General features: G+C 53.6%; 20 protein-coding genes and 3 tRNA genes. 1 reads left to right on the plus strand and 22 read right to left on the minus strand.

Annotated features, from left to right (window positions below; translation table 11 throughout):
• Window positions 1-16: 16 nt before the first annotated feature.
• The 18 genes from ACE418_RS05465 to ACE418_RS05550 form a co-directional block, all read right to left on the minus strand.
• Entirely contained in the window at window positions 17-964 is a 948-nt protein-coding gene (locus ACE418_RS05465; RefSeq protein WP_416449663.1) for an FAD:protein FMN transferase, read from the minus strand.
• Between the two features lie 117 nt (window positions 965-1,081).
• On the minus strand, window positions 1,082-1,939 hold the full coding sequence (gene rnfB / locus ACE418_RS05470; protein ID WP_416449664.1) for an RnfABCDGE type electron transport complex subunit B: 858 nt from the start codon (window positions 1,937-1,939) through the stop codon (window positions 1,082-1,084).
• 21 nt (window positions 1,940-1,960) lie between these two features.
• Window positions 1,961-2,533, minus strand: a complete 573-nt coding sequence (locus tag ACE418_RS05475; RefSeq protein ID WP_020311510.1) for an electron transport complex protein RnfA — start codon at window positions 2,531-2,533, stop codon at window positions 1,961-1,963.
• On the minus strand, window positions 2,533-3,156 hold the full coding sequence (rsxE, locus tag ACE418_RS05480; protein ID WP_416449665.1) for an electron transport complex subunit RsxE: 624 nt from the start codon (window positions 3,154-3,156) through the stop codon (window positions 2,533-2,535). The genes ACE418_RS05475 and rsxE overlap by 1 nt, the downstream gene beginning before the upstream one ends.
• Before the next feature lie 2 nt (window positions 3,157-3,158).
• Window positions 3,159-3,710 carry an RnfABCDGE type electron transport complex subunit G gene (locus tag ACE418_RS05485; RefSeq protein ID WP_416449666.1) on the minus strand — a complete coding sequence of 184 codons (552 nt, stop codon included), beginning with the start codon at window positions 3,708-3,710 and terminating at the stop codon, window positions 3,159-3,161.
• A 1-nt stretch (window position 3,711) separates the two neighbouring features.
• Window positions 3,712-4,743, minus strand: a complete 1,032-nt coding sequence (locus tag ACE418_RS05490; protein WP_416449667.1) for an RnfABCDGE type electron transport complex subunit D — start codon at window positions 4,741-4,743, stop codon at window positions 3,712-3,714.
• Window positions 4,744-4,760: 17 nt separating this feature from the next.
• Complete coding sequence (rsxC, locus tag ACE418_RS05495) at window positions 4,761-6,116, minus strand: electron transport complex subunit RsxC (protein ID WP_014015125.1); 1,356 nt, start codon at window positions 6,114-6,116, stop codon at window positions 4,761-4,763.
• Window positions 6,117-6,682: 566 nt separating this feature from the next.
• Window positions 6,683-8,293 (minus strand): CTP synthase, encoded by a 1,611-nt coding sequence (locus ACE418_RS05500; RefSeq protein ID WP_298587117.1) that lies wholly within the window; start codon window positions 8,291-8,293, stop codon window positions 6,683-6,685.
• Window positions 8,294-8,359: 66 nt separating this feature from the next.
• Window positions 8,360-10,024, minus strand: a complete 1,665-nt coding sequence (gene argS, locus ACE418_RS05505) for an arginine--tRNA ligase (protein ID WP_416449668.1) — start codon at window positions 10,022-10,024, stop codon at window positions 8,360-8,362.
• The gene (locus ACE418_RS05510) at window positions 10,024-10,452 is read right to left on the minus strand and encodes a YwiB family protein (protein ID WP_292296663.1); all 429 of its coding nucleotides are present in this window, start codon (window positions 10,450-10,452) and stop codon (window positions 10,024-10,026) included. Before ACE418_RS05510 ends, argS begins: the two co-directional genes overlap by 1 nt.
• Before the next feature lie 75 nt (window positions 10,453-10,527).
• On the minus strand, window positions 10,528-11,265 hold the full coding sequence (locus tag ACE418_RS05515) for a TIGR03915 family putative DNA repair protein (protein WP_416449669.1): 738 nt from the start codon (window positions 11,263-11,265) through the stop codon (window positions 10,528-10,530).
• Between the two features lie 12 nt (window positions 11,266-11,277).
• Window positions 11,278-12,522 (minus strand): putative DNA modification/repair radical SAM protein, encoded by a 1,245-nt coding sequence (locus tag ACE418_RS05520; protein WP_416449670.1) that lies wholly within the window; start codon window positions 12,520-12,522, stop codon window positions 11,278-11,280.
• A 276-nt stretch (window positions 12,523-12,798) separates the two neighbouring features.
• Window positions 12,799-12,954: a hypothetical protein gene (locus ACE418_RS05525; RefSeq protein ID WP_014015129.1), complete on the minus strand. Its 156-nt coding sequence runs from the start codon at window positions 12,952-12,954 to the stop codon at window positions 12,799-12,801.
• Between the two features lie 12 nt (window positions 12,955-12,966).
• Window positions 12,967-14,202 carry an FprA family A-type flavoprotein gene (locus ACE418_RS05530; RefSeq protein ID WP_298589988.1) on the minus strand — a complete coding sequence of 412 codons (1,236 nt, stop codon included), beginning with the start codon at window positions 14,200-14,202 and terminating at the stop codon, window positions 12,967-12,969.
• Window positions 14,203-14,328: 126 nt separating this feature from the next.
• On the minus strand, window positions 14,329-15,612 hold the full coding sequence (locus ACE418_RS05535) for a hypothetical protein (RefSeq protein ID WP_416449671.1): 1,284 nt from the start codon (window positions 15,610-15,612) through the stop codon (window positions 14,329-14,331).
• 26 nt (window positions 15,613-15,638) lie between these two features.
• Window positions 15,639-16,313 (minus strand): hypothetical protein, encoded by a 675-nt coding sequence (locus tag ACE418_RS05540; RefSeq protein WP_416449672.1) that lies wholly within the window; start codon window positions 16,311-16,313, stop codon window positions 15,639-15,641.
• Complete coding sequence (locus ACE418_RS05545; RefSeq protein ID WP_416449673.1) at window positions 16,310-18,124, minus strand: DUF2157 domain-containing protein; 1,815 nt, start codon at window positions 18,122-18,124, stop codon at window positions 16,310-16,312. Before ACE418_RS05545 ends, ACE418_RS05540 begins: the two co-directional genes overlap by 4 nt.
• A gap of 389 nt (window positions 18,125-18,513) precedes the next feature.
• A complete protein-coding gene (locus tag ACE418_RS05550) occupies window positions 18,514-18,960 on the minus strand; it encodes a universal stress protein (protein WP_014015134.1) in 447 nt (148 codons plus the stop codon).
• A 263-nt stretch (window positions 18,961-19,223) separates the two neighbouring features.
• Here ACE418_RS05550 and ACE418_RS05555 point away from each other — a divergent pair, with 263 nt between their 5' ends.
• A complete protein-coding gene (locus tag ACE418_RS05555; protein WP_416449674.1) occupies window positions 19,224-20,591 on the plus strand; it encodes a sodium:proton antiporter in 1,368 nt (455 codons plus the stop codon).
• A 410-nt stretch (window positions 20,592-21,001) separates the two neighbouring features.
• On the opposite strand, the gene ACE418_RS05560 is transcribed toward ACE418_RS05555, so the two are convergent.
• The 4 genes from ACE418_RS05560 to speE all read right to left on the minus strand — a co-directional run bounded on the left by ACE418_RS05560 (window position 21,002) and on the right by speE (window position 22,183).
• Window positions 21,002-21,077: transfer RNA gene (locus ACE418_RS05560), tRNA-Lys, on the minus strand.
• Window positions 21,078-21,082: 5 nt separating this feature from the next.
• Window positions 21,083-21,157: transfer RNA gene (locus tag ACE418_RS05565), tRNA-Gln, on the minus strand.
• A 1-nt stretch (window position 21,158) separates the two neighbouring features.
• A tRNA-His gene (locus tag ACE418_RS05570) sits at window positions 21,159-21,234 on the minus strand.
• Between the two features lie 100 nt (window positions 21,235-21,334).
• Window positions 21,335-22,183 (minus strand): polyamine aminopropyltransferase, encoded by an 849-nt coding sequence (speE, locus tag ACE418_RS05575; protein ID WP_416449675.1) that lies wholly within the window; start codon window positions 22,181-22,183, stop codon window positions 21,335-21,337.
• Between the last annotated feature and the right edge of the window lie 35 nt (window positions 22,184-22,218).

Consider the following 22,218-nt stretch of genomic DNA (forward strand, 5'->3'; position numbering starts at 1 on the left):
TTCTATGGAGGCCGGTTTATTCCGAATCGGAAAGATGGAAATCACTATTCAAGTCAGAGAAATTATCGGCAAAGCCCTGCGTCATGTAGACGGCATTATCGCTGCCTGTGATTTCACAGTTGACGCCTTCCATGCTGCTTACCAGTTCCATCCCCTTCTGCGGTCCCAGGACGAAGACGATAGTCGTCATCATATCGCTGAGCATACCGGCATGAGGCACCGAACCGTCGATGACGACGGAGTCGCTCATGACGCCGGACCGGGCCGGATAGCCCGTGCGGGGGTCGAAAATGTGGTGGTAGCGGACGCCATCCTGAATGAAATAGCGTTCGTAGTCGCCCGACGTGGACAGGGCCTGGTTCTCGATGGATACGATCCCCAGAAAGGTCTTGTCGTCATCCGAGCGGGGATGCTTGATGCCAATCCGCCAGGGCTTGCCTTTTGTCGTCTTGCCAACGGCATACATCGAGCTGGCCCCGAGGTTGATGAGACCGCTTTCGATGTGGTGTTTTTCGTAAATCTTGCGGATTTCGTCGACGGCATAGCCTTTGGCCACGCCGCCCAGGTCAATGGCCATACCGGGCTTGGCCAGCATGACGCTGTGGTCTTGCGGCCGCAGAAGAATATCCTTGTAGTTGACCTTCATCAGGGCCTGGGAAATTTCATCGGCTGACGGCACATGCTGGTCGTCGTTGCCGATGCGCCATAAATTGGTCATGACGCCGACCGTGATGTCCCATTCGCCCTGGCTCTTGGCCGAATAATCCTTGGCGTATTCAATCATTTCATAAATGGCCGGATCGACCTGGACGTATTCCTTGCCGGCAGCGGCATTGATACGGCTCACGTCACTGTCTTCATTCTGTCCGGCCAGTTTATCCAGCTGATTCAGGCGGTCAAAGCCCTCGTCGACTGCTTCTTTGGCTTCTTTCCCGGACGCCCGCAGGGAGACCGTCGTATCCATAGCGACACCGCTCCTATCAAAAGAAGACTCCGGATGCAAAGTGCATCCGGAGCAACTTAAAACGATGAGCAACGCCATGGTGAGAAGAACCCATACATACCGTTTCTTATCCATGTATTAACCTACGTTTTCTTCTTTCTTGAAGGAACCTTTGATCATTTCGTTGATAGCACCTGTCGGGCACTTGGTCAGGCACGTAGCATTGTCACAGTTGCGGCAGATTTCCTGATTGATGACAGCCAGATGGTCGACGATCTTGATAGCGCCTTCATCTTTGTGAGAGCAGTTACGCATGCAAGAACCGCAGCCAAGGCACATAGCCTTGCAGTTCTTCATAGCCGGAGCGCCGAAATCTTTAGAGCTGCAGCTGATGCTGACTTTGGCACTGACCGGTAACAGTTCGATGACGTGGTTCGGGCAGACAGAAGCGCATTTGCCACAGCCTGTGCACAGCGTCTTATTGACGACAGGCAGGCCATTTTCGCCCATGCTCATAGCACCGAACGGGCAGGCACGCGTGCAGTTGCCGAAGCCGAGACAGCCAAATTTACAGAATTTCGGGCCCTGCTGGACAATCTTAGCAGCAGCGCAGTCATGAACGCCTTTGTATTCATAAGCCAGTTTGGCAATGCCATTGCCGCCGCGGCATTTGATGTGAGCGTATTTCGGTTCCGTAGCTTCAGCGACTTTGCCCGTCAACTTAGCGACGACAGCAGCGACTTCAGCTTTCCCAGGAACACAGAGGTTAGGCGGAACGTTCGGGTCGAGGACGACGGCTTCCGCATATTTTGCACAGCCGGCGAAACCGCAGGCACCGCACTGGCCCTGAGGAAGTGCTTCTTTTACTTCGCCGATGAGCGGATTTTCTTCCATGGCAAATTTCTTATCAGCACTTGCAAGGATAAAGCCGAAGACGATACCGATGCAAACCATGACGCCGACAGCATACATAGCTATCGTTGTATAATCGTACATAATCTAATTCACTCCTTTGCCTTAAATCATACCGGAGAAGCCGAGGAATGCCAGGGACATCATACCGGCGACGATGAAAGCGATTGGTGTGCCTTTCAAAGCGTGCGGAACAGCGGCATAGTCCAATTTTTCACGGCAGCTTGCCATGAGGATCAGGGCTACGGCGAAACCGAGACCTGCGCCAACAGCGAAGACGATGTTTTCCAAGAAGTTATAACCGCTGGTGACACTGATGACCGGGACGGACAGGACGATACAGTTCGTAGCGATCAGCATGAGGTAAATGCCCCACATGTTATACAGGGTCGGCGATTCTTTCTTGATGACGATTTCCAGCAACTGTACGAAACTTGCAATCAAGATAACGAAGGAAATCGTGCGCAGGAATTCCAAATGAAGCGGTACCAGGACTAAGTTGTACAGGCACCATGCCAGGATAGTACTCATAGTGATGACGGCAGTGACGGCGAAGCCCATGCCGACAGAGGCGTTCAGGTTCTTGGAAACGCCGAAGAAGATACACAAACCGAGGAACTTGGTCAATACGAAGTTGTTAATCAAGACAGCCCCGATGAACAGCGTAAAGTATTCCATTATCCTTCACTCCCTTTCAGTTGTCTCTGTCTTTCAACATGTTCATTCCACATCTTGAAACCAGCCATGATGAAACCGATGAGCATGAAGGCTCCAGGCGGCAAAGCCATGATCAGGGCCGGCTGATAGGACGGACCGAAGACAGGGATACCAAAGAAGGTACCATTGCCGAGGATTTCACGGACGAAGGAAATGAGGAACATAGCAATGGTGAAGCCAATGCCCATGCCCATGCCGTCGAGGAAGGAAACGACGACGCCGTTTTTCGATGCAACCGATTCAGCACGAGCCAGGATGATAGCAAATACGACGACCAGGTCGAGGTATACGCCCAAGGCTTTGTACAGATCCGGAGCAAAGGCCTGCAGGAACAACTGTACGCAGGTTACGATGGTAGCGATACAGGTGATATAAACAGGGATACGGACTTTTTTGTTGATCAGCTTGTGAATGATGGAAACGACCGTATTGTTGGCCGTGATAACGAACCATACTGTGCAGCCCATGGTCAGGCCATTGACGATGCTTGTCGTAACGGCAAGGCCCGGGCACAGGCTCAAGGCCAGGACGAAGTACGGGTTTTCTTCAATAATGCCTCTAGTAAATACTTTCCAAAGATTCATTATTATTTACCCCCTAACTGTGCTGCTTTTTCAACAGCCTGCTTAACGCCCAAAGTGAAAGCACGGGAAGAAATGGTAGCACCGGTCATGGCCTGGATCTTATCTTTTACGCCAGCGTCCTTGGTGACTTCCAAGTTTTCCAGTTTCTTGCCTTTGAACTGATCTTTAAACGGAGATTTAGCACCTCTGTCGCCGAGGCCCGGCGTTTCGTTAGCTTCGAGGACGGTGTAATCCATAACCGTGCCATCCATGGAAACGGCCGTCAGCATCTTGATAGTGCCGCCGTAACCTTTCGGAGCCGTCGGAATGATATAAGCCACTTTTTTACCGCCCTGTTCAGCGACGAAGGTATCTTTTTCACCAGGGACGGGATCGAATTTTTCAGCCTGCGGAACGAGGGATTTCATGGAATCCTGTTTCATCTGTTCTGCCTTTTCATAGGCGATCTTGCCAGTAGCAGCATAGACGACGCCGATGATACAGCCGGAAACCAGGCAGGTCAGGATCAGGTTCATCGCAACCTTGAAGATTCCGCTTTCGTTTTTGTCTGCCATTTTATTTAGCCCCCTTTTTTACTGCGCCAAAGACGGTCGGTTTGACCAGACGGTCGATGAGCGGAGTCAAGGTATTCATGAGCAAGATGGAGTAGCAAACCCCTTCCGGATAACCGCCGAGCGTACGGATGAGGACCGTAATCAGGCCGCAGCCCAATGCGAAGATCATCTGGCCTTTCAGGGTAATCGGAGCCGTGACCATATCGGTTGCCATGAAGAAGGCGCCGATGATGAGGCCGCCAGCCATCATTTCAAAGATTGCAACGTTGACGCCATAGAAAGCACCCATGAGGACGCCGACGGTAGCAATCATGATGACCGGAACCTGCCAGTTGATGTAGCCTTTGTAGATCAGCCACAGACCACCGAGGATGAGGAGAACCGTCGACGTTTCACCGAGGGACCCGTTGCGGAACCCGAAGAACAAGCTCTGATAAATAGTGCCCCAATCGTTCGTACCGAAGAGATTGAAGAGAGCATCTGTGCCGCCATGTTTGAAGACGTTCAGCGGCGTAGCCCCAGCGACACCGTCGATGACGGTCCCATTGAGCTGGGTCCAGGTCGTCATGGCAATCGGCCAGGAAACCATCAAGCCAGCACGGCCGACGTGAGCCGGGTTGAAGATGTTGTAGCCAAGGCCGCCCATGGCCTGTTTACAAACGACGATAGCCAGGAAGGAACCGACGATGCTCATCCACCAGGGAAGGTTCGGCGGGCAGCACATAGCCAGGAGAAGGCCCGTGATGACGGCAGAACCATCTTTGATGGTGACGCGTTTGTGCATCAGTTTTTCCCATAAGAATTCAAATACAACTGCCGAGACAATTGCGACGATGATATTGACGAGAGCATTGACACCGAAATAGTAGACGCCGAACGCAGCAGCCGGTACAAGGGCAGCGACGACATTCCACATGATCTTAGGAATGGTTTCGTTACAGCGAACATGCGGTGAAGATGCTACGGTAAGTTTAAATTCCTGCATGTCTTTAGCATCCTTTCCATTTGTTTGTCCTTTAGCTTCTGGACTCATGATATCCCTTCTTCCAATTAGTTCTTGGCTTTCTGTGCTTCAGCTTTAGCCTGCGCTGCGCGCTGGATAGCTTTGCACTGGCCTTTCGCATTGCGGATATACTGGACAATGTTACGTTTTGCCGGGCAGGTATAGACACAGCTGCCACATTCGACACAGTTCATGACGCCGTATTCCATGCATTTATCCCATGCCTGGCAGGACGAGAAGATGCTGAGCTGGCTCGGAATGAGGCCCATGGGACATGCTTCTACGCAACGGCCGCAGCGGATGCACGGAGATTCTTCGCCGACCTGGCATTTTTCCGGAGAGAGAGCCAGGATACCGGAAGCCCCTTTGGTGATCGGCACATCGAGCTGATACTGGGCCAGGCCCATCATCGGGCCGCCGGCGATCAGGCGATCCGGCTGTTTGGAGAAGCCGCCGCAGTAATCAATGGCTTCCTGGAAAGTCGTACCGATACGGAGACGGAGGTTCTTCGGTTCTTTGATGCAGTCACCGGTAACGGTCGTAAGGCGTTCGATGAAGGGGATGCCCTGGCAGACAGCATCGGTGATGGCAATGACCGTACCGACGTTGCTGACGACGCAGCCGACGTTCATAGGAAGTCCGCCCGGTTCGACCTGACGGCCTGTGCAGGCTTCGATCATCATCTTTTCAGCACCCTGAGGGTACTTCGTCTTACAAGCGAGGACTGTAACTTCAGGAATATCTTTGAAAGCTTCGGTCAGGTTCTGGATAGCTTCCGGCTTGTTGTCTTCAATGCCGATGAAGGCCTTCTTGACACCGAGGACTTTCATGCAGATTTGGACGCCTGTGACGAGTTTGTCCGTCGTTTCCTTTTCGACCATGGCACGATAGTCGCAGGTCAGATACGGTTCACATTCCGCACCGTTGACGATGAACGTATCGACCGGTTTGTTCGGAGCCAATTTGACATGAGCCGGGAAGGTAGCACCGCCGCAACCGACGACGCCGGCTTTCTTGATGAGTTCCAGGATTTCCTTGCTGTCGAGCTGTTTCCAGTCGTGAGCCTGGGGAATCCCTTCTGCCCATTCATCTTTACCATCTGCTTCGATGACGACAGCCATGCATTTGACCATCATGTTGTGCGGCATAGGCGCAACTTTGATGACTTTGCCGGACGTAGATGCATGGATGTCGGCATGCAAGAATGCGTCACTCGTCCCGATAAGCTGGCCTTTCTTGACCAGGTCACCGACTTTGACGGTCGGCGTACAAGGCGCACCAAAGTGCTGGCTCATGGGAATGACGACTTGAGCCGGTACTGCCGGGGTTTCTATGGCTTTGTCTTTTGCATAGATCTTGCCATCATCAGGATGGACCCCACCTCTTTTAAAGGTATTCAACATCAAAAATCACCTCATTATTATATAATGAAAAATAATAAAAACATGAATCATGCTTTCAATCGCTTACATTATATCATTATGTAGCATATTATTCAATGTGAAAATCAGAGCAAAGTTACACATTTAACTTATTTTTATGACCTGCAATGCGCAGGAAAAAGAAGTCAAAATTCGTCCAAATTCAAAGAGATAATGTAGTTTACATTTTCGTATACATCACCTGTTTTGTATAGTATGAAGCCCATTCTTACCGTATTTTATAAGGATGCATAATAACAAAAAATAGTTTATTTTTCTCTCCATAGCAACTAACTTTTGTCATATTTCACGGGAATAAAGCGTTCTGCCATATGTTCAATAAATCACATATATATGCATCCTATATGCGTTTGCCGCATAGACGTGAAAAAGGCGCTGTCTTATGACAGCGCCTTTTTAGTGGCTAGTGGCTAGGGGTTAGGGGTTAGGGGCTAGGGGTTAGGGGTTAACTGTTAACTGTTAACTGCTAACTGCTGACCGGACCCCTACGAGCCACGAATCACGAAGCACGAGCCACGAGCCACCAATTATTCCCCTTTCAATTCCAGGGCCGTTTTGATCAGGCCTTTGAATAACGGATGGGCTTTGGTCGGGCGGGATTTGAATTCCGGATGGAACTGGCAGCCTACGAACCAGGGGTGATCCTTGAGTTCGACGATTTCTACCAAGCGGTCATCCGGCGATGTCCCAGAAAGGACGAGACCGGCATTGACCATTTCCGTGCGGTATTTGTTGTTGAATTCCCAGCGATGGCGATGGCGTTCGTAAATGAGGTTGGTGCCATAGACTTCATGAGCTTTCGTGCCTTCTGTCAGTTTGCAGGGATAGAGGCCGAGGCGCATGGTGCCGCCTTTATCGGAGATGTCGACCTGGTCCGGCATGAGGTCGATGACCGGGAATTTGGCATCTTCATGGAATTCCGACGACGTAGCACCTTCGAGGCCGACGACGTGGCGGGCGAATTCCATGACAGCGCACTGCATGCCCAGGCAGAGGCCGAGATAGGGAACCTTGTTTTCACGGGCATACTGAACGGCGCGGATCTTGCCTTCGACGCCGCGGTTGCCGAAACCGCCGGGAACGACGATGCCGTCGATGCCCTTGAAGACTTCTTCCATCGAGAGGTTCGGGTCTTCCAGCGTTTCCGAATCGATCCAATGGATGTTGACTTTCGTCTTATAGGCGATGCCAGCATGGTTCAGGGCTTCAGCGACGCTGAGGTAGGCATCGTGGAGGGCGACGTATTTGCCGACCAGGGCGATTTCCAAGGTCTTTTCCGTATTGTAAATGGCATGGACCATCTTCTTCCAGTCTTCCATGTCGCAGGGACGGTTGGGCAGGTCGAGTTTTTCCAGGACGATGCGGTCCATCCCTTCTTCAGAGAGCAGGAGAGGAACTTCATAGATGCTGTTCAAGGTCTTGTTTTCAATGACGGCGTCTTTGTCGATGTCGCAGAACAAGGCCAGTTTTTCTTTCATTTCATCCGACAGCGGCCGTTCCGTACGGCAGACGATGATGTCCGGCTGGATACCGATGCCGCGCAGTTCCTTGACGCTGTGCTGGGTCGGTTTGGTCTTCAATTCGCCAGCAGCCCCGATGTACGGTACGAGAGTGACGTGGATGTACAAGACGTCATTGCGGCCGACTTCCTTCTTGATCTGGCGGATAGCTTCCAGGAACGGCAGGCTTTCGATGTCGCCGACAGTGCCGCCGATTTCGGTGATGACGATATCCGCATTGTCATCGTCGCCGACGCGGTAGACGCGGTTCTTGATTTCATTGGTGATGTGCGGGATGACCTGGACAGTATGGCCCAAATAGTCGCCGCGCCGTTCTTTCTGCAGGACCGACCAGTAAATCTTGCCGGTCGTGACGTTGGAGTTCTTGCCGAGGTTAATGTCGATGAAGCGTTCATAATGACCGAGGTCGAGGTCCGTTTCCGTGCCATCGTCGGTGACGAAGACTTCGCCGTGCTGATACGGGCTCATCGTACCCGGGTCGATGTTGATATAGGGGTCAAACTTCTGGATCGTGACCTTATAGCCGCGGTTCTTCAGCAAACGGCCCAGCGATGCTGCTGTAATGCCTTTCCCTAACGAAGAAACGACGCCGCCTGTGACAAAGATGTATTTAGCCATATTTCCTCCCTGTTGAGCTTCTGCTCATCGAATCAAAAATCAATCAATAACGTTTATTTTATTATATTACATTTTTTCAGGAGCAGAAACCCCTAAAATAGCCAAACTGTTGGCGATGGTGATGCGGACTGCCGTGACCAGGGCCAGACGGGCTCTTTCCAGATTCTTGTCTTCCTGGATGATACGGCAGTGATTGTAGAACGTATGGAACATGCCAGCCAGTTCGTGGACAAAGTGGGCAATGCGGTGCGGTGCCCGTTCGCGGGCGGCACGCTGGACTTCTTCCGGGAAAGCAGCCATCTTCTTGATCAGTTCCAGTTCGTATTCATTGGTCAGCGTATCCCATTTGACGTCGGACCAGTCCGTGCTGAGGTCTGCACCGGCTTCCTTGGCCTGACGGTAAATGCTGTAGATACGGGCATGGGCGTACTGGATGTAGTAGACCGGGTTTTCGTTGCTGTGCGATTTCGCTAAATCGAGGTCGAAATCGAGCTGCGTATCCAGGGACCGCATGATGAAGAAGTAACGGGCTGCATCGGTGCCGACTTCTTCGATGAGTTCGTTCAGCGTAATGGCCTGGCCCGTACGCTTGCTCATCTTGACCGGTTTGCCGTCGCGGAAGAGGCTGACCATCTGCAAGAGGAGCACTTCCAGCTGGTTGACGTCATAGCCGAGAGCCGCCATAGCCGCTTTGACGCGGGCGACATAACCGTGGTGGTCGGCACCCCAGATATTGATCATCTTCTTGAAGCCCCGGTCGTATTTATTCTTATGATAAGCGATATCGGCAGCCAGGTAGGTCGGCACGCCGTTATCGCGGATGACGACGCGGTCTTTGTCATCGCCGTAATCCGTCGATTTCAGCCACAGGGCGCCGTCTTTTTCATAAATCTTGCCCCGTTCTTCCAGGACCTTGCAGGCTGCCTGGATGGCATCGGGATGAAGGGTCCGTTCGCTGAACCAGTTGTCATAATGGACGTTGAAATGAGCCAGGTCGCGTTTGAGGGCCTTGAGCTTTTCGGCATAGGCCCGATCCTTGAAGAGTTCCAGCCGTTCTTCTTCGGGCATGTCCAAATATTTATCGCCGTCCTGGTCGATGATGGCCTGGGCCGTTTCAATGATGTCGTGACCGTGATAGCCGTTTTCCGGGATTTCTGCCGGCTTGCCCAACAGTTCCAGGTAGCGGGCATTGACGGAAGCGGCCAGGTTGTTCATCTGGTTGCCGGCATCGTTGATGTAGTATTCAGCCTGGACGTTATAACCGGCAGCCCGCAGGAGATTGACCAAAGCACTGCCGTAAGCGGCGCCGCGGCCATGGCCGACGTGGAGCGGCCCAGTCGGGTTGGCGCTGACGTATTCGACCTGGATCGTGTCTTCCTGGCGCAGCGGTGCATGGCCATAGGCATCGCCGGCAGCCAGGATCTGTTTGAGCGTATCGTAGATGACGTCGTTCTTCAAGAAGAAGTTGATGAAGCCGGCACCGGCGATTTCAGCATGGTCGAGCCAGGGATAATCCATCCCGTCGACGATGGCCTGGGCAATGAGTCTCGGTGCTTTATGGGCGACGCGGGCCGACTGCATGGCAATGTTGCTGGCGAAGTCGCCAAATTCCTTCTGCGGCGGTACTTCCAGTGCGACGTCGGGATAGTCGCCGGCTGGAAGGGTGCCGGCTGCAATAGCCTTGTTCAGGGCTTCCGTAATGCCCTGCTTCAATAAATCCTTCATTTCCATTACGCTTGATCCTCCTGCACGGTTATGGTTAATTGTGTATAATTGGCACTGACGCCTTCGATATGGACGTCGTAGCCCAACTGAATCGTACCGATTCCATCGATTAAATCGGCACGGCATTCATAGGTCTTCATCTGCACGTCGAACGTGCCGACCGGTGTGTCATACTGGGAGCGCGTCACCTTCCCCTTGCGGAATTCCTGACGCTGGCGCAGCTTCCCAAGGCGCAACAATAAGACGGACCCTCCGGGTAATACCTTGATGACCGTCGTAACGCCTTTCATTTCCGTCAGCTCGCTTTCTTCATAGACGATGTACTGCGTCCCGTCCTTGACGTAAAACTTGCCTTCAGAAACGAGCTCCATTTTCAGCTCTTCTCCCTCTTTGTTACGTTGGATACTTTTTACACTTACTAAGACAGGTTTCAATGTATTCCACCTTTCCTATCACAAATCCAATGTTACTATTATATAACAAGTGCCGGGAAAAAGAAATACTTTTTTTCACTTCATTTCAATCAGGGAGGACCAATACTTCTTGGGCATATAACTGCGGCGCAGGGCCTCGTTGCGGCGTGATGGGATGGCAATGGTCCGGTAATAATCCTGCCAGACATGTTCGATGGCCTCTTCATCGGCCGACAGGTCCGGTGCCGCCGCAGCCCGGGGGATGGTCACCATGACCGGCTGATGGCCGTCATAATAGACGCCGATGCCGCGGCCTGTGTCGTGGAGGACCCAGCGTTCAGCCGGGAAGCGGCGGACGAAATGAGGTGCCATGACGGGGACGACACAGCACGTCGGCTGGAGCTGACAATAGAGCATGCCGTCGGACAATTCCCGGAAGCGGGCCAGGCCCAGGAGTTTATGGCGTTCATTCCCGGCCTTACGGGCCCACTGGCGGACCGTCCAGATAGGTTTTTCACTGAGATGATGCAGAAAGCCGCCTTTATACCGGAAGGCCAGCCACAGATACTGCAGGAGGGCCGGGCCGCGCCCTTCCTGTTCGGCCAGGAAAGCATAGTACAGATAATGGCAGGGCTTGGGCCCGCACTGGGCCAGAAGAGCGTCGAGGATGCGCCGGGCTTTGCCGTCATCAGCCGGGACGAAGCGCTGCTGGGAAAAAATCAATCCCAGCCGGCTGTCCGGGCAGATGTCTTCGACTTGGCCCAGGCCATCGTGCCAGGCATCGAAGACGGCCGACAAATAGCCGAAGAAAGTTCCATCGTAACTATAAATCATATCCCATCGCCCCTAAAACAGACTCATCGGTTCATAAGCCGCCTGCACTGCCGGCCGGGCCAGGAGCAGCCGGCGGATGCGGACCGGGTCCGTCGTCGCCCCATAATACTTCCCCTTGCAGGTAATGAAATACTGGGCCCGCTTGAGGACGATGCCCAGGCGGCGCAGCGTATCATAGGACAAGAAGGCCTGGCGCCGGGCCGCACAGATGCGCCGGGCCGATGTGACGCCGATACCGGGGACGCGCAGCAGGGCATGGTACGACGCGCGGTTGACTTCGACCGGAAAGAATTCGGGATGGCGCAGGGCCCAACAGGCCTTGGGGTCCAGGTCGAGGTCGAAATCGGGTGCCTCGTCGGTCAAGATCTCATCGGCCTTGAACTGGTAGAAGCGCAGCAGCCAGTCGGCCTGATAGAGACGGTGCTCCCGCAGGAGCGGCGGCTTGGCAATGGCCGGCAGGTTCGGGCCGGTCACAGCCGGGACATAGGCCGAATAATAGACACGTTTCAATTCCACCTTGTCATATAGGGCCTGGCTCAGGCGCAGGATCGTCCGGTCGCTGTCGGGCGTCGCACCGACGATGAGCTGTGTCGTCTGGCCGGCCGGGACGAAGGAAGGTACCTTCTTATGGTGCTTTTTCTCTTCCCGCCGCTCGAGGATTCCCTGGCGGATATGCCCCATAGGGACGAGGATGTTCTCCTTCGTCTTCTGCGGCGCCAGCAGGTGCAGGCTCGGTGCCGACGGCAGTTCGATGTTGACGCTCAGACGGTCGACGTAGCGACCCAGTTCACGGATAAGGGGGGCACTCGTCCCGGGGATGCCCTTCATATGGATGTAGCCGTTGAATTTCTTTTCGTCCCGCAGGATGCGAGCCGTCCGGATGAGGAGCTCTGTCGTATAGTCCGGCGAGCGATAGACACCGGAACTGAGGAACAGGCCTTCGATGTAATTGCGCCGGTAAAAGGCGATGGTCACATCGGCGATTTCTTCCGGCGTCAGGATAGCCCGTTCCGCTTCCCGGCTGGCCGCGTTGACACAGTAGGCGCAGTCGTAGATACAGCGGTTGGTCATGAGGATCTTGAGGAGTGACACGCAGCGGCCGTCAGACGACCAGGTATGGCAGATGCCACAGGCAGCGCCATTGCCGATACCCCCGGCCTGATTGGCCCGCCGGCTGCCGCTGGATGAACAGGACACGTCGTACTTGGCCGCGTCGCTGAGAATATGAAGTTTCTGTTGAATCCGGTCCCAATCCATGATAAAGCCCCCTCTTTCCCTTTATCATAGCATAACGCCGCCGCCATTGCAAACGTATGTTTTAGTCAACAGTCCGCAGGTCGCTAAAATCATACCTCATGGTCAAGAAGGGGTTATCGCCAGCTTTCCACAGCGGGCCGCCCTTTGGGACGGCCCCTACGATGCGCCATATAGGCGCCCCTACATTTGCGGCCTGCGAACGGCGAACGGCGGGCGCCCCACGCGGGCGCCCCTACAGCGGAAAAAGGACTTGCCCTATGGGCAAGTCCTTTTTCCTTACATATGTAATCCTTCGCGCAATTTTTCAAAGATTTTTTGTTCGTCTTCGGTCAGGTCGCGGCCCAAGTCGATGTGGAGTTCTTCCCCATTGCTGCGGGCCTTATCCTGTTCGTGCTTATCGCCGCTCTTGGCGCTATCGTCACGGATGATCACGCTTACACCACCTTAGATCAAAGTTTTCGGATCCGGATAAGCTTTGATGCTTTCAGCAAGCTTATCAGCCAATTCATCGAGTTCACATTCCTGGTCGTCGCGGAGGGACGATTTCATATCCATCGTCGGTTCCAGGAGTTCGCAGCATTTGAACTGGTTTTCAACATAGTCGACCATGGTCTTATAAGCAGCCGATGCCCAGCTGTGGCAGGCGAGGACGCCGATGGTACGTTTCTGGAACATGAGGGTCTTCAAGTCGTGGAGGAAGTTTTCCATGGGCAGGAAGAGATTCAGGTTGTACGTCGGAGCAGCCAGGACGAGATGGCTGTATTCCCAGGCCTTAGCCGTAATGTACGACGAATGGATCTTGGCGACGTCGTAGAGGCGGATATCCTGGATACCGCGCTGGCTCAATTTATGGGCCAGGACGCAGGCAGCCCGTTCGGTATTGCCATAAATGGACGAGAAAGCGATGACGACGCCTTTCTTTTCCGGTACGTATTTAGCCCAGTGGAGGTATTTGTCGATGATGTACTTAATCGTAGCCGGCGTACGGAATACGAACCCATGGAGCGGGCAGATGAAGTCGATAGGAAGGCCCGATGCCTTCTTGAGGACGTTGACGACCTGCGGGCCGTATTTGCCAACGATGTTGACATAGTAACGGCGGGCCGAATCGAGGTAGTTTTCTTCAAAGTCGACCTGGTCGGCATAGACGTTGCCGACGGTACCGAACTGGCCAAAGGCGTCGGCACTGAAGAGGACATGGTCTGTCAGGTCATAGGACATGATGACTTCCGGCCAGTGAACCATAGGCGCTTTGACGAACTGCAGGGTATGTTTGCCGAGAGCCAGCTGGTCCCCTTCTTTGACAGCGACGTAACGGTCCGTCATGGGATGGCGGAAGAACTGTTCAAAGAGCTTGAACGTCTGCGGCTGGCCGATGATCTTGGCATCCGGATATTTTTCCAGGAGAGCCAAGGCAGAGCTGGCATGGTCCGGTTCCATATGCTGGAGGACGAAGTAGTCCAGTTTACGGCCTTTGAGCAGGTATTCGACGTCTTCCAGGAATTCGTCGCGGCACGATTTGTCCATAGCATCGACGACGCATGTCTTTTCGTCATCGATGAAATAGGAGTTGTACGTAACGCCTTCGGGAATCGGGAAAATCCGTTCAAACAATTCCGTGCGGAAATCGTTGCATCCCATCCAATAAATACCATTTTTGATTTCTTCTACACAATGCATACTGATATGACCTCCTTAAAAAGTACAAGCAGCATTCATGCTGTAATGTCAATTCTCATACCCATATCATACCATTTTTCGGACAAATAGGAAATACTAACAAGAAAAAAAGTTAATTAAAAATCTTTATTGTTTATTTGTCTTGCTCGTATCGCGGTTGTTATCGGACGACTGGCGGGTCTTCGACGAGTCACTGCTCTTGGTGTTGGACGTCGACTTATCATCCGACCGGCTGCGGGTCGTGCTCTGGGACTCGGAAACGGATTCACTGCGCCGCGTTTCCTGCGAGGAGCTGCGGCTCGGTGCCGATGCGCCGATGGAGTCCGCTTCGGCTACGACATTGTCGATGAGCTGTTCCAGGACATCGCGGTCGGCCTGGGACAAATTCGTGCTTTCACTGAGCATGTCCTTGGCCTGCTGGGCCAGGCTCTGTGCCTGGGAACGGGCCGAGCTGCGGCTGATGGATCCATTGCGGTACTGGACTTTCAGATTGCGCAGTTCATTGGAAATATCGTTGGCCTTGCTGCGGATGCGGGCCGCTGCCATTTCACCACTGCGCTGCTTGCGGGCATCGGCATCCTGCAGGCGTTTATCTTCTTCCCTGTTTTCCAGCAGTTCTTCCTGCTGCTGTTCGGCGACTTTGTCCAGCGATGCCGCCGTCACATGGGTCCCGACGTAGTATTCATAGCCCATGTAGCCCAGGATGATGATCGGGATGCAGAGGAGCATCATTTCCAGTTTACGCATGTGCGCCGCCCGTTTCCAGCTGATGACGTTCTTGCGGCGGTGTTCCATGATGAGGACGATGATCAGGATAAGGACGACCAGGAACAGGGCGATATAGATGAACAATTTATGCCAGACCGTGGCCTGGAGCTTGATTTCCGTCGGGTTGGAATTGGACAGGTTCCACAAATAGGTGCTGCCCTGGTCATCGGCTTTATCGCTGTTGCTGACGACGCGCGTTCCCGACGGGAAGGAGACGATGTATTCCAGGTCGACGCCATTTTCCGGCATCGGCGTGCCTAAGCGCAGGGTCTGGATACTGTTTCCATCAAAGTTATAATCGATATAATAGGTCGAACAGATGAGGCCGTCGTGTGTCTTGTGGACAATGTGGTCGACAGAGCTCTTGCTGGCTCCGTCCTTGGTGATCGTCTTCATAGCCCGGAAGCCTTCGCCATTATCGTTGTTATAATCCATAATGGTATAATTGCGCTTCTGGAATTCATCGGCATCGTCTTTCAAGTCTTTCTGCCCCTTAGCCGAATCGGATACTTTCAGGACATCTTGTGTTTCGCTGCCATCGTCGTGGATGATGGTCTGCGCCCGGAACCCCGATAAGAGGAAGAACGCTGCCAACAGCATGACAGTCATAGCAATCTTGGCAATTTTCGCGTATGCTTTCATAAACTCCTCGCTTTCTTTCTGTGCCATCATTCTTCTTTCGGCGGTACCATCCCGGTATCGACGAGATGAGGCCGGTCAAATAAGGTCTGGGCCTCTTTCTCCTGGCGGGCCTTGGCCATGGCTGCGCCATTGCTGATATTTTCCAACGGGACCCCATTGACGAAGATGCCTTCGATGACGCCTTCGCCCCGCTTTATGCGGATGCTGGCGATGATGCTGTCATCCGGACGGAGGCTGTAGATGCCATCGGTCAGCTCCGGTGCCATGCGATAGCGGTCAAAGCCGACCTGGAACTGGACGAAGCCATCCTGATAGGAAACGACAGTGGCTTGCATATAGTCGCCGCCGACGAAAGGCTTCGACGCCGAAGCCCCCTGGATTTCCATAAGGCCCGACGTATCCCGTGAAATATAGACATAAATCTGCTGCCCTTTTTCGGGCGGCGTGTCGTCCTTCCACTGCGTCGTGTCTTCAGGAAAGACGACGCGGACGTAATCCGTCCCAAAAGCGGAAACTTCCAGCCGCGGGACGCAGCGCCACTGATAGGGAATGCCATCGACGGCGATGTTATGCCAGCGCCAGCCCATATAGGCGACGACGGCAAACTGGACGAGGACGACAAAGATGAAAAAGATCCAGCGATACCGTCCATCCAGCGAAAAGGAAAGACGGAACCCCTGCAAAGGCGGTGAAAATTTCATTTCGTATCGCCTCCTTGATGAGACCACGGCGAGTGGGTAAAGTATTTTTTACGTTTCGGTGCCGGCTTCATCGAGCTCCACGGCGACTCGGTCACCCGCGGCTTTTCTTCCGGGACCGGTTCCTGGGGAACGGCCATCTGCTGCGGCACGGCTTCGGTCTTTTCGTGGACTGTCGGCGTGACCGGTACTGCCGGCGTCTCCGGTGTTTCATCCGTTACAGAATCAGCCGGTGCCGTAAAGGTGAAGGCTGGCGGCGCTTCTTCCGGTTCTGCCGGGACAGGCGGCGCTTTCGGCAGGTCATCAGCCGTCTTTTCCCCTGCCGGTTCGGCCGGCAGTCCCAATTCGGACGGCGACGGGATACGGACTTCTTTCATCCACTCGGCCAGGGTATCGGCATCGCTGGCTGCATCCTGGGTCTGCCAGGACGGCGTCTCTGTAGGTGGAAGTTCGGCCTGGACTTCTTCGCCTTCACGGCGGACGCGCGTCGACGAATGGCGAAGGCCGGCCCGCCGGGCAGCGCGCAAGGCGGCAGCGGCTTTATCTTTCCGGGTCCGTTTGAACTGGAAGATGATCAGGGCCAGGACGATGATGGCCAAAAGTGGTGCCAGCGGTGAGAACTGGGTCCCAAAAATAAAGGCCAGCACCAGGCTGATGAAGAGGACGACGCCGAACTTCATATGGAGACTGTGTCCCGGCTTGAAGCCCTGGGACGTTTCAAAGAAGCCTAAGACGACCATATATAACGATGAAAGGACCAGGGGAATCGACGAATAGAGCCCGGCCCGGACGAGGATCGTTTCAAAGGCCAGGATGAAGGGGACGGCCAGGTAGAAGACGGGGCCCCACAAGCGTTTCTTCACGGTTTGTGCCATAAGGGCGATCATGACGGCAAAGAGGACGATGGTCACCAAAGCTGTCACCCAATGAAACGCATGGACCCTGGCAATGCCATCCCAAGCCGCAGGCAGGCAGGAAATAAGCAGCGAGCCGGCAGCGGCAAAACGGCCGAACCAGCGGAAGGGCACGCCCCAGGACTGGTGGATGTCGATGGAATAGCCGACGAGCATGATGGTGACGGCCAGGCTCCCCAGCATGAGGAAGGGAATGTAATCCGTCGACCTGGCAGCCAGGCCAAAGGCAGCGAAGACGGTAATCGTCATGACCCAGGAAAAAATGGACAGACGCCGTTCATCGCGCATGGTGATGAGGGTATTGTAAAAGGGAACGGCCAGGAGGAGGAAAATCCACAACAACGCCGTCCCGCCCAATGTATTCATGGGGCCGCCGGCAGCCGTCCAGTACAGGAGGGCCAGGTCATAGACGACGAGGGCCGCTACGGAACGCAGCAGGTAGACGACGGGCAGGCAGAGGATGGCACAGACGGCGACATAGGCCGTCACATCCCAGCCGATATAGAAAGACTGTTCCGCCATAGCCAGGACGGCAAAGACGCCCAGACAATGGACCAAGGCCACGCCTTCGGCGGCGAGGCTCCCCTGCCGTTCCTGGAACATGGCGACGCCGACCCCGATCTGGGTGAGCAGGAGCAGGCTACAGGCCAGGCCCATGCGGACCGTAAGCGATACGTAGTACCAGAACTGGGAAAGGCCCCAGATCAAGGCGATACCGGCAGCAGCCAAGCCGATAACGGCCAGCAGGGCATATAAAGGCAGGGTCGTCAAAAGAGGATTCCTTTGTTCGTCCCTGCCATAAGATTTTCGTATTTTTTGCTGGGATTCTTCACTGATCCATCCCTTAGAAACCCAGTCAGCGACCTTGCGGTCGAGCCATTCGTTGGTATTTCGTTTCATACTTGCCTCCCAGGCACTTATCCCGGAACGAGGCACTCCGGGACCCTATACTCATGAATAGGTATTGTGTAATCAGGCAAAAAAAGGCATACCTGTGTACCCAGTATACCACAAAAAGAACGATTCCCCTATGGCGTAACGTAAAATTTTCAAAAAAAGGCGCTGTCCTATGGAGACAGCGCCTTTTTTCTGTAGGGGCGCCACGTGGGGCGCCCGTTCGGGACATGTAAAATTTCCCAATCAGTTTGCTAGATGAATCATCCAAATTCCTAACGGGTCGCCCACGTGACGACCCCTACAAACTCCATACTACTTTTTAGGGGCTAGGGGTTAGTAACACAGATTGTCTTTCCGCGAACCACGAACCACGAACTACGAACCACTAATCACTATTTAACGATCAATACAGGGCAGACGGAATGGGTGACGACGTAGCTGCTGACGGAACCCATGAACAAGCCTTTCAACGGCCCGAGGCCGCGGCTGCCCATGACGATGAGGTCGGCGTTATATTTCTTGGCGACCGATAAGACGGCCGGTCCCGGAGACCCGACTTCAAAGACACTCTTGACTTCGATGTTCTGCGGAATGGATTTGGCGAATTCGTCGAGGATGCCTTTCCCTTCTTCTTCCATATCCAGGGCGACTTGTTCCGTGACGTAGCCGCTGGCATTAGGGATCTGGTCAAAATTAGAGATAACCGATACGATATTGGCGACATAGACCAGGGTAATCGTAGCCCCTAAAGACGAAGCGATGACGACGGCATGTTCCAGCGCACGTTTCGAGTTAACCGAACCATCCGTCGGCACGATGATGTTATTATATTTTTTCATATGAATCCCTCCTTATTAAGGCCTGTTCTTATCCTTAACTTATATATTCGCCATGACTTTTACAGATTCCTGCTTAGCTGACAAAAAAATTTCAGAAATTATCAGCCTTTTATTTTTTAGAGAAACCTCGGTCCTATGCTTAAATGACGATGCGAAATCCGAAAAATGAGTATAAACTTTCTTGTCCATATGCTATAATACTGAATATGATTGTAAAAATTTTTAAGTTTATCTACAATCAGATAACAAGAAAGGTGGTTTTTATGACACATGAACTCGTAAGTGCGACCTTGCCCGTATGGAGTATCATCCCCTTCGCCGGGATGCTCTTGTCCATCGCCATCGTCCCCCTCGTCCGTCCGGAATGGTGGGAAAAACACATGCTCGGCGCTGCTTTCGCCTGGTCTCTTTTATTCCTCATCCCCTTTGCTGCCGCCTATGGCGTCGGTGAGTCGTGGTTCCGCCTGCTCGAATCGGTGCTCCTCGACTATATCCCTTTCATTGTCCTCCTCTTCGGTCTCTTTGTCGTCGCCGGCGGTATCGCCGTCCGCGGTACCTTAGCCGGGACAACGAAGATCAACTGTCTTCTGCTCTTCATCGGCACTTTCCTGGCCAGCTGGATCGGTACGACCGGCGCAGCTATGCTGCTCATCCGTCCTATCATCCGTGCCAATTCCTGGCGCAAGAATAAAGTACACCTCATGGTGTTCTTCATCTTCCTCGTCGCCAACATGGGCGGCTGTCTGACCCCGCTCGGCGACCCTCCCCTGTTCATGGGCTTCCAGCGCGGCGTTCCCTTCACCTGGACTTTCCATCTCCTGCCCATCCTGATTTTCAATCTGGTCCTCATGTTCGCCTTATTCGCCTTCCTTGACAAGCATTTCTATAATAAGGAAATAAAAGAAGGCCGCACGCCGCTCGACTTGATTGATGAAAACGATAAGCAGCCTCTCCGCCTGGAAGGGGCCCACAACCTCATCTTCATCGCCATGATCATCGTCGGCGTCCTGGCCAACGGCCTCCTGCCGGACCTCTTCCCGGCCTTTGCCAATGGCGCTGGCCTGCATATCTACGATGAAATCGTCTTCCCCTATGCAACCCTTGCAGAAATCGTCATCATCCTCGTCGCCGCTTTCCTCTCCATCAAGACGACGAAGACGTCGACGCGGGAACTCAACGAATTCACGTATGCTCCTATCCTGGAAGTCGCGAAACTGTTCATCGGCATCTTCATCACCATGATTCCGGCCCTGATCCTGCTCAAAGCCCATGGCGCTGAACTGGGTCTGACCCATCCGTGGCAGATGTTCTGGGCAGCCGGTGCCCTGTCGTCCTTCCTGGACAACACGCCGACATACCTGGTCTTCCTTCAGACAGCCGGCGCCCTCGGTGCTACCCAGGGAATCACGACCTCTGTCGGGACCGTATCCCAGCTCATGCTGGAAGCCATCTCGGCCGGTGCCGTCTTCATGGGCGCCAACACGTACATCGGCAATGCACCGAACTTCATGGTCAAATCCATTGCCGAAGAAAACAAGATCAAGATGCCGAGCTTCTTCGGTTACATGGGCTGGTCCGTCGCCATCCTCATCCCGTTGTTCGTCATCGACATGGTCGTCTTCTTCTTGTAAGTTGTGAGCAGCCGTTAGTGGCTCGTGGTTAGTGGTTAGTGGCTCGTGGCTCGTGGTTAGTGGCTCGTGGCTCGTGGCTCGTGGCCCGTGGCTCGTGGCTCGTGGCCCGTGGCTAGTAGCTAGTGGCTCGTGGCTAGCGGTCCCATGGACCGCATTTGTAGGGGCCGTCCCAGCGGGCGGCCCGTTTCTTTGTTAGAACGCCAAAAAGGGGCTGTCGCACATGCGACAGCCCCTTTTAAGTGGTTAGGGGATGACTTCAAATTTAAAGCTTTTCACTACAAACTCCATACGACAAACTATAAAAAGCGGGGCCGTGCATAGCAGAAACCATCTGTAACAGCACCTTCTAACCACGAACTACGAACTACGAGCAACAAAAAAGCTGTCGCAAATGCGACAGCTTTTTTAATTGGTGATCCATCCGAGATTCGAACTCGGGACACCCTGATTAAAAGTCAGGTGCTCTACCAGCTGAGCTAATGAATCATGGCTGGCAGGGGTAGCTGGATTCGAACCAGCGCATAGCGGAGTCAAAGTCCGGTGCCTTACCACTTGGCTATACCCCTATGGGGCGAGTATAGGGATTCGAACCCTAGCGTAACGGAGCCACAATCCGCCGTGTTAACCACTTCACCATACCCGCCATATTGGATTATCTGCGTCGGCCGCGCTGTGTTAGCGCCGTCAACGTAGATAATCTTACCATGAGTCGCTCACAAAGTCAAGCACTTTTTCAAACTTTTTTATCTTTCTTTTTCACCGTATAATAAATCTTTGACAAAGTTCGGCAGGACGAAGGCGCTCTGCTGGATGCCTTCGTTATAGTACCGCGTCGGGAAGGTCCGTTTACGGTTCGGCTGCCACGTGAGGGGGTCGTATTTCTTCGAGCCCATGGTGAAACAGTGCATGCCCGACGGATAGAGGGGGATGAAGGCCGTGTACAGGCGGGTGATGGGGAAGATGTCCGACACGCAGTCGAAGATGTCCTTGACCAGCTTGCGGTGCATGAACGGCGATTCCGTCTGCTGTACGAAGAGGCCGTCGTCTTTGAGGGCCTTGAAGGTATCTTTGTAGAAATCATACGAGAACAGGCCTTCGCCGGGACCGACCGGGTCTGAGCAGTCTACGATGATGACATCGTAGTAATTTTCCGCTTCCCGCATGAAAGCGATGCCGTCGCCGACTTTGACGGTCAGTTTCGGGTCGCCTTCAATCATAGCCTTGGCGATTTCCGGGAAATATTTCTTGGACAATTCGATGACCTGGCCATCGATGTCGACCATGGTAACCGATTCGACTTCAGGATGACGGACGGCTTCCCTTGCGGCGCCACCATCACCGCCACCGATGATGAGGACTTTCTTAGGATTGGGATGGAGGAACATGGGGATGTGGACGATGCTCTCATGGTACATGAATTCATCCTTGATAGACGTCTGGAAAACGCCGTCCAGGACGAGCATACGGCCGAATTCCTTAGAGTCGGCGACGATGATATCCTGGAACTGCGAATGGCCGCGATAGAGGATATCCGACACTTCCGTCGTCAAATCCAGGTATGGGGACTGATGTTCGCTTACGAATTTTCTCATGACAAGGCTCCTTTATCATAAAAAGTATAGATTTC

Origin of the sequence: Megasphaera jansseni, assembly GCF_047974155.1 — a bacterium.
In the GTDB taxonomy this organism is placed as follows: domain Bacteria; phylum Bacillota; class Negativicutes; order Veillonellales; family Megasphaeraceae; genus Megasphaera.

Excerpts from the sequence above, each read along its gene's own strand:
- ACE418_RS05465 (WP_416449663.1), bottom strand. The coding sequence starts at position 964 with ATGGATACGACGGTCTCCCTGCGGGCGTCCGGGAAAGAAGCCAAAGAA.
- rnfB (WP_416449664.1), bottom strand. The coding sequence starts at position 1,939 with ATGTACGATTATACAACGATAGCTATGTATGCTGTCGGCGTCATGGTT.
- ACE418_RS05475 (WP_020311510.1), bottom strand. The coding sequence starts at position 2,533 with ATGGAATACTTTACGCTGTTCATCGGGGCTGTCTTGATTAACAACTTC.
- rsxE (WP_416449665.1), bottom strand. The coding sequence starts at position 3,156 with ATGAATCTTTGGAAAGTATTTACTAGAGGCATTATTGAAGAAAACCCG.
- ACE418_RS05485 (WP_416449666.1), bottom strand. The coding sequence starts at position 3,710 with ATGGCAGACAAAAACGAAAGCGGAATCTTCAAGGTTGCGATGAACCTG.
- ACE418_RS05490 (WP_416449667.1), bottom strand. The coding sequence starts at position 4,743 with ATGAGTCCAGAAGCTAAAGGACAAACAAATGGAAAGGATGCTAAAGAC.
- rsxC (WP_014015125.1), bottom strand. The coding sequence starts at position 6,116 with ATGTTGAATACCTTTAAAAGAGGTGGGGTCCATCCTGATGATGGCAAG.
- ACE418_RS05500 (WP_298587117.1), bottom strand. The coding sequence starts at position 8,293 with ATGGCTAAATACATCTTTGTCACAGGCGGCGTCGTTTCTTCGTTAGGG.
- argS (WP_416449668.1), bottom strand. The coding sequence starts at position 10,024 with ATGGAAATGAAGGATTTATTGAAGCAGGGCATTACGGAAGCCCTGAAC.
- ACE418_RS05515 (WP_416449669.1), bottom strand. The coding sequence starts at position 11,265 with ATGATTTATAGTTACGATGGAACTTTCTTCGGCTATTTGTCGGCCGTC.
- ACE418_RS05520 (WP_416449670.1), bottom strand. The coding sequence starts at position 12,522 with ATGGATTGGGACCGGATTCAACAGAAACTTCATATTCTCAGCGACGCG.
- ACE418_RS05530 (WP_298589988.1), bottom strand. The coding sequence starts at position 14,202 with ATGCATTGTGTAGAAGAAATCAAAAATGGTATTTATTGGATGGGATGC.
- ACE418_RS05535 (WP_416449671.1), bottom strand. The coding sequence starts at position 15,612 with ATGAAAGCATACGCGAAAATTGCCAAGATTGCTATGACTGTCATGCTG.
- ACE418_RS05540 (WP_416449672.1), bottom strand. The coding sequence starts at position 16,313 with ATGAAATTTTCACCGCCTTTGCAGGGGTTCCGTCTTTCCTTTTCGCTG.
- ACE418_RS05545 (WP_416449673.1), bottom strand. The coding sequence starts at position 18,124 with ATGAAACGAAATACCAACGAATGGCTCGACCGCAAGGTCGCTGACTGG.
- ACE418_RS05550 (WP_014015134.1), bottom strand. The coding sequence starts at position 18,960 with ATGAAAAAATATAATAACATCATCGTGCCGACGGATGGTTCGGTTAAC.
- ACE418_RS05555 (WP_416449674.1), top strand. The coding sequence starts at position 19,224 with ATGACACATGAACTCGTAAGTGCGACCTTGCCCGTATGGAGTATCATC.
- speE (WP_416449675.1), bottom strand. The coding sequence starts at position 22,183 with ATGAGAAAATTCGTAAGCGAACATCAGTCCCCATACCTGGATTTGACG.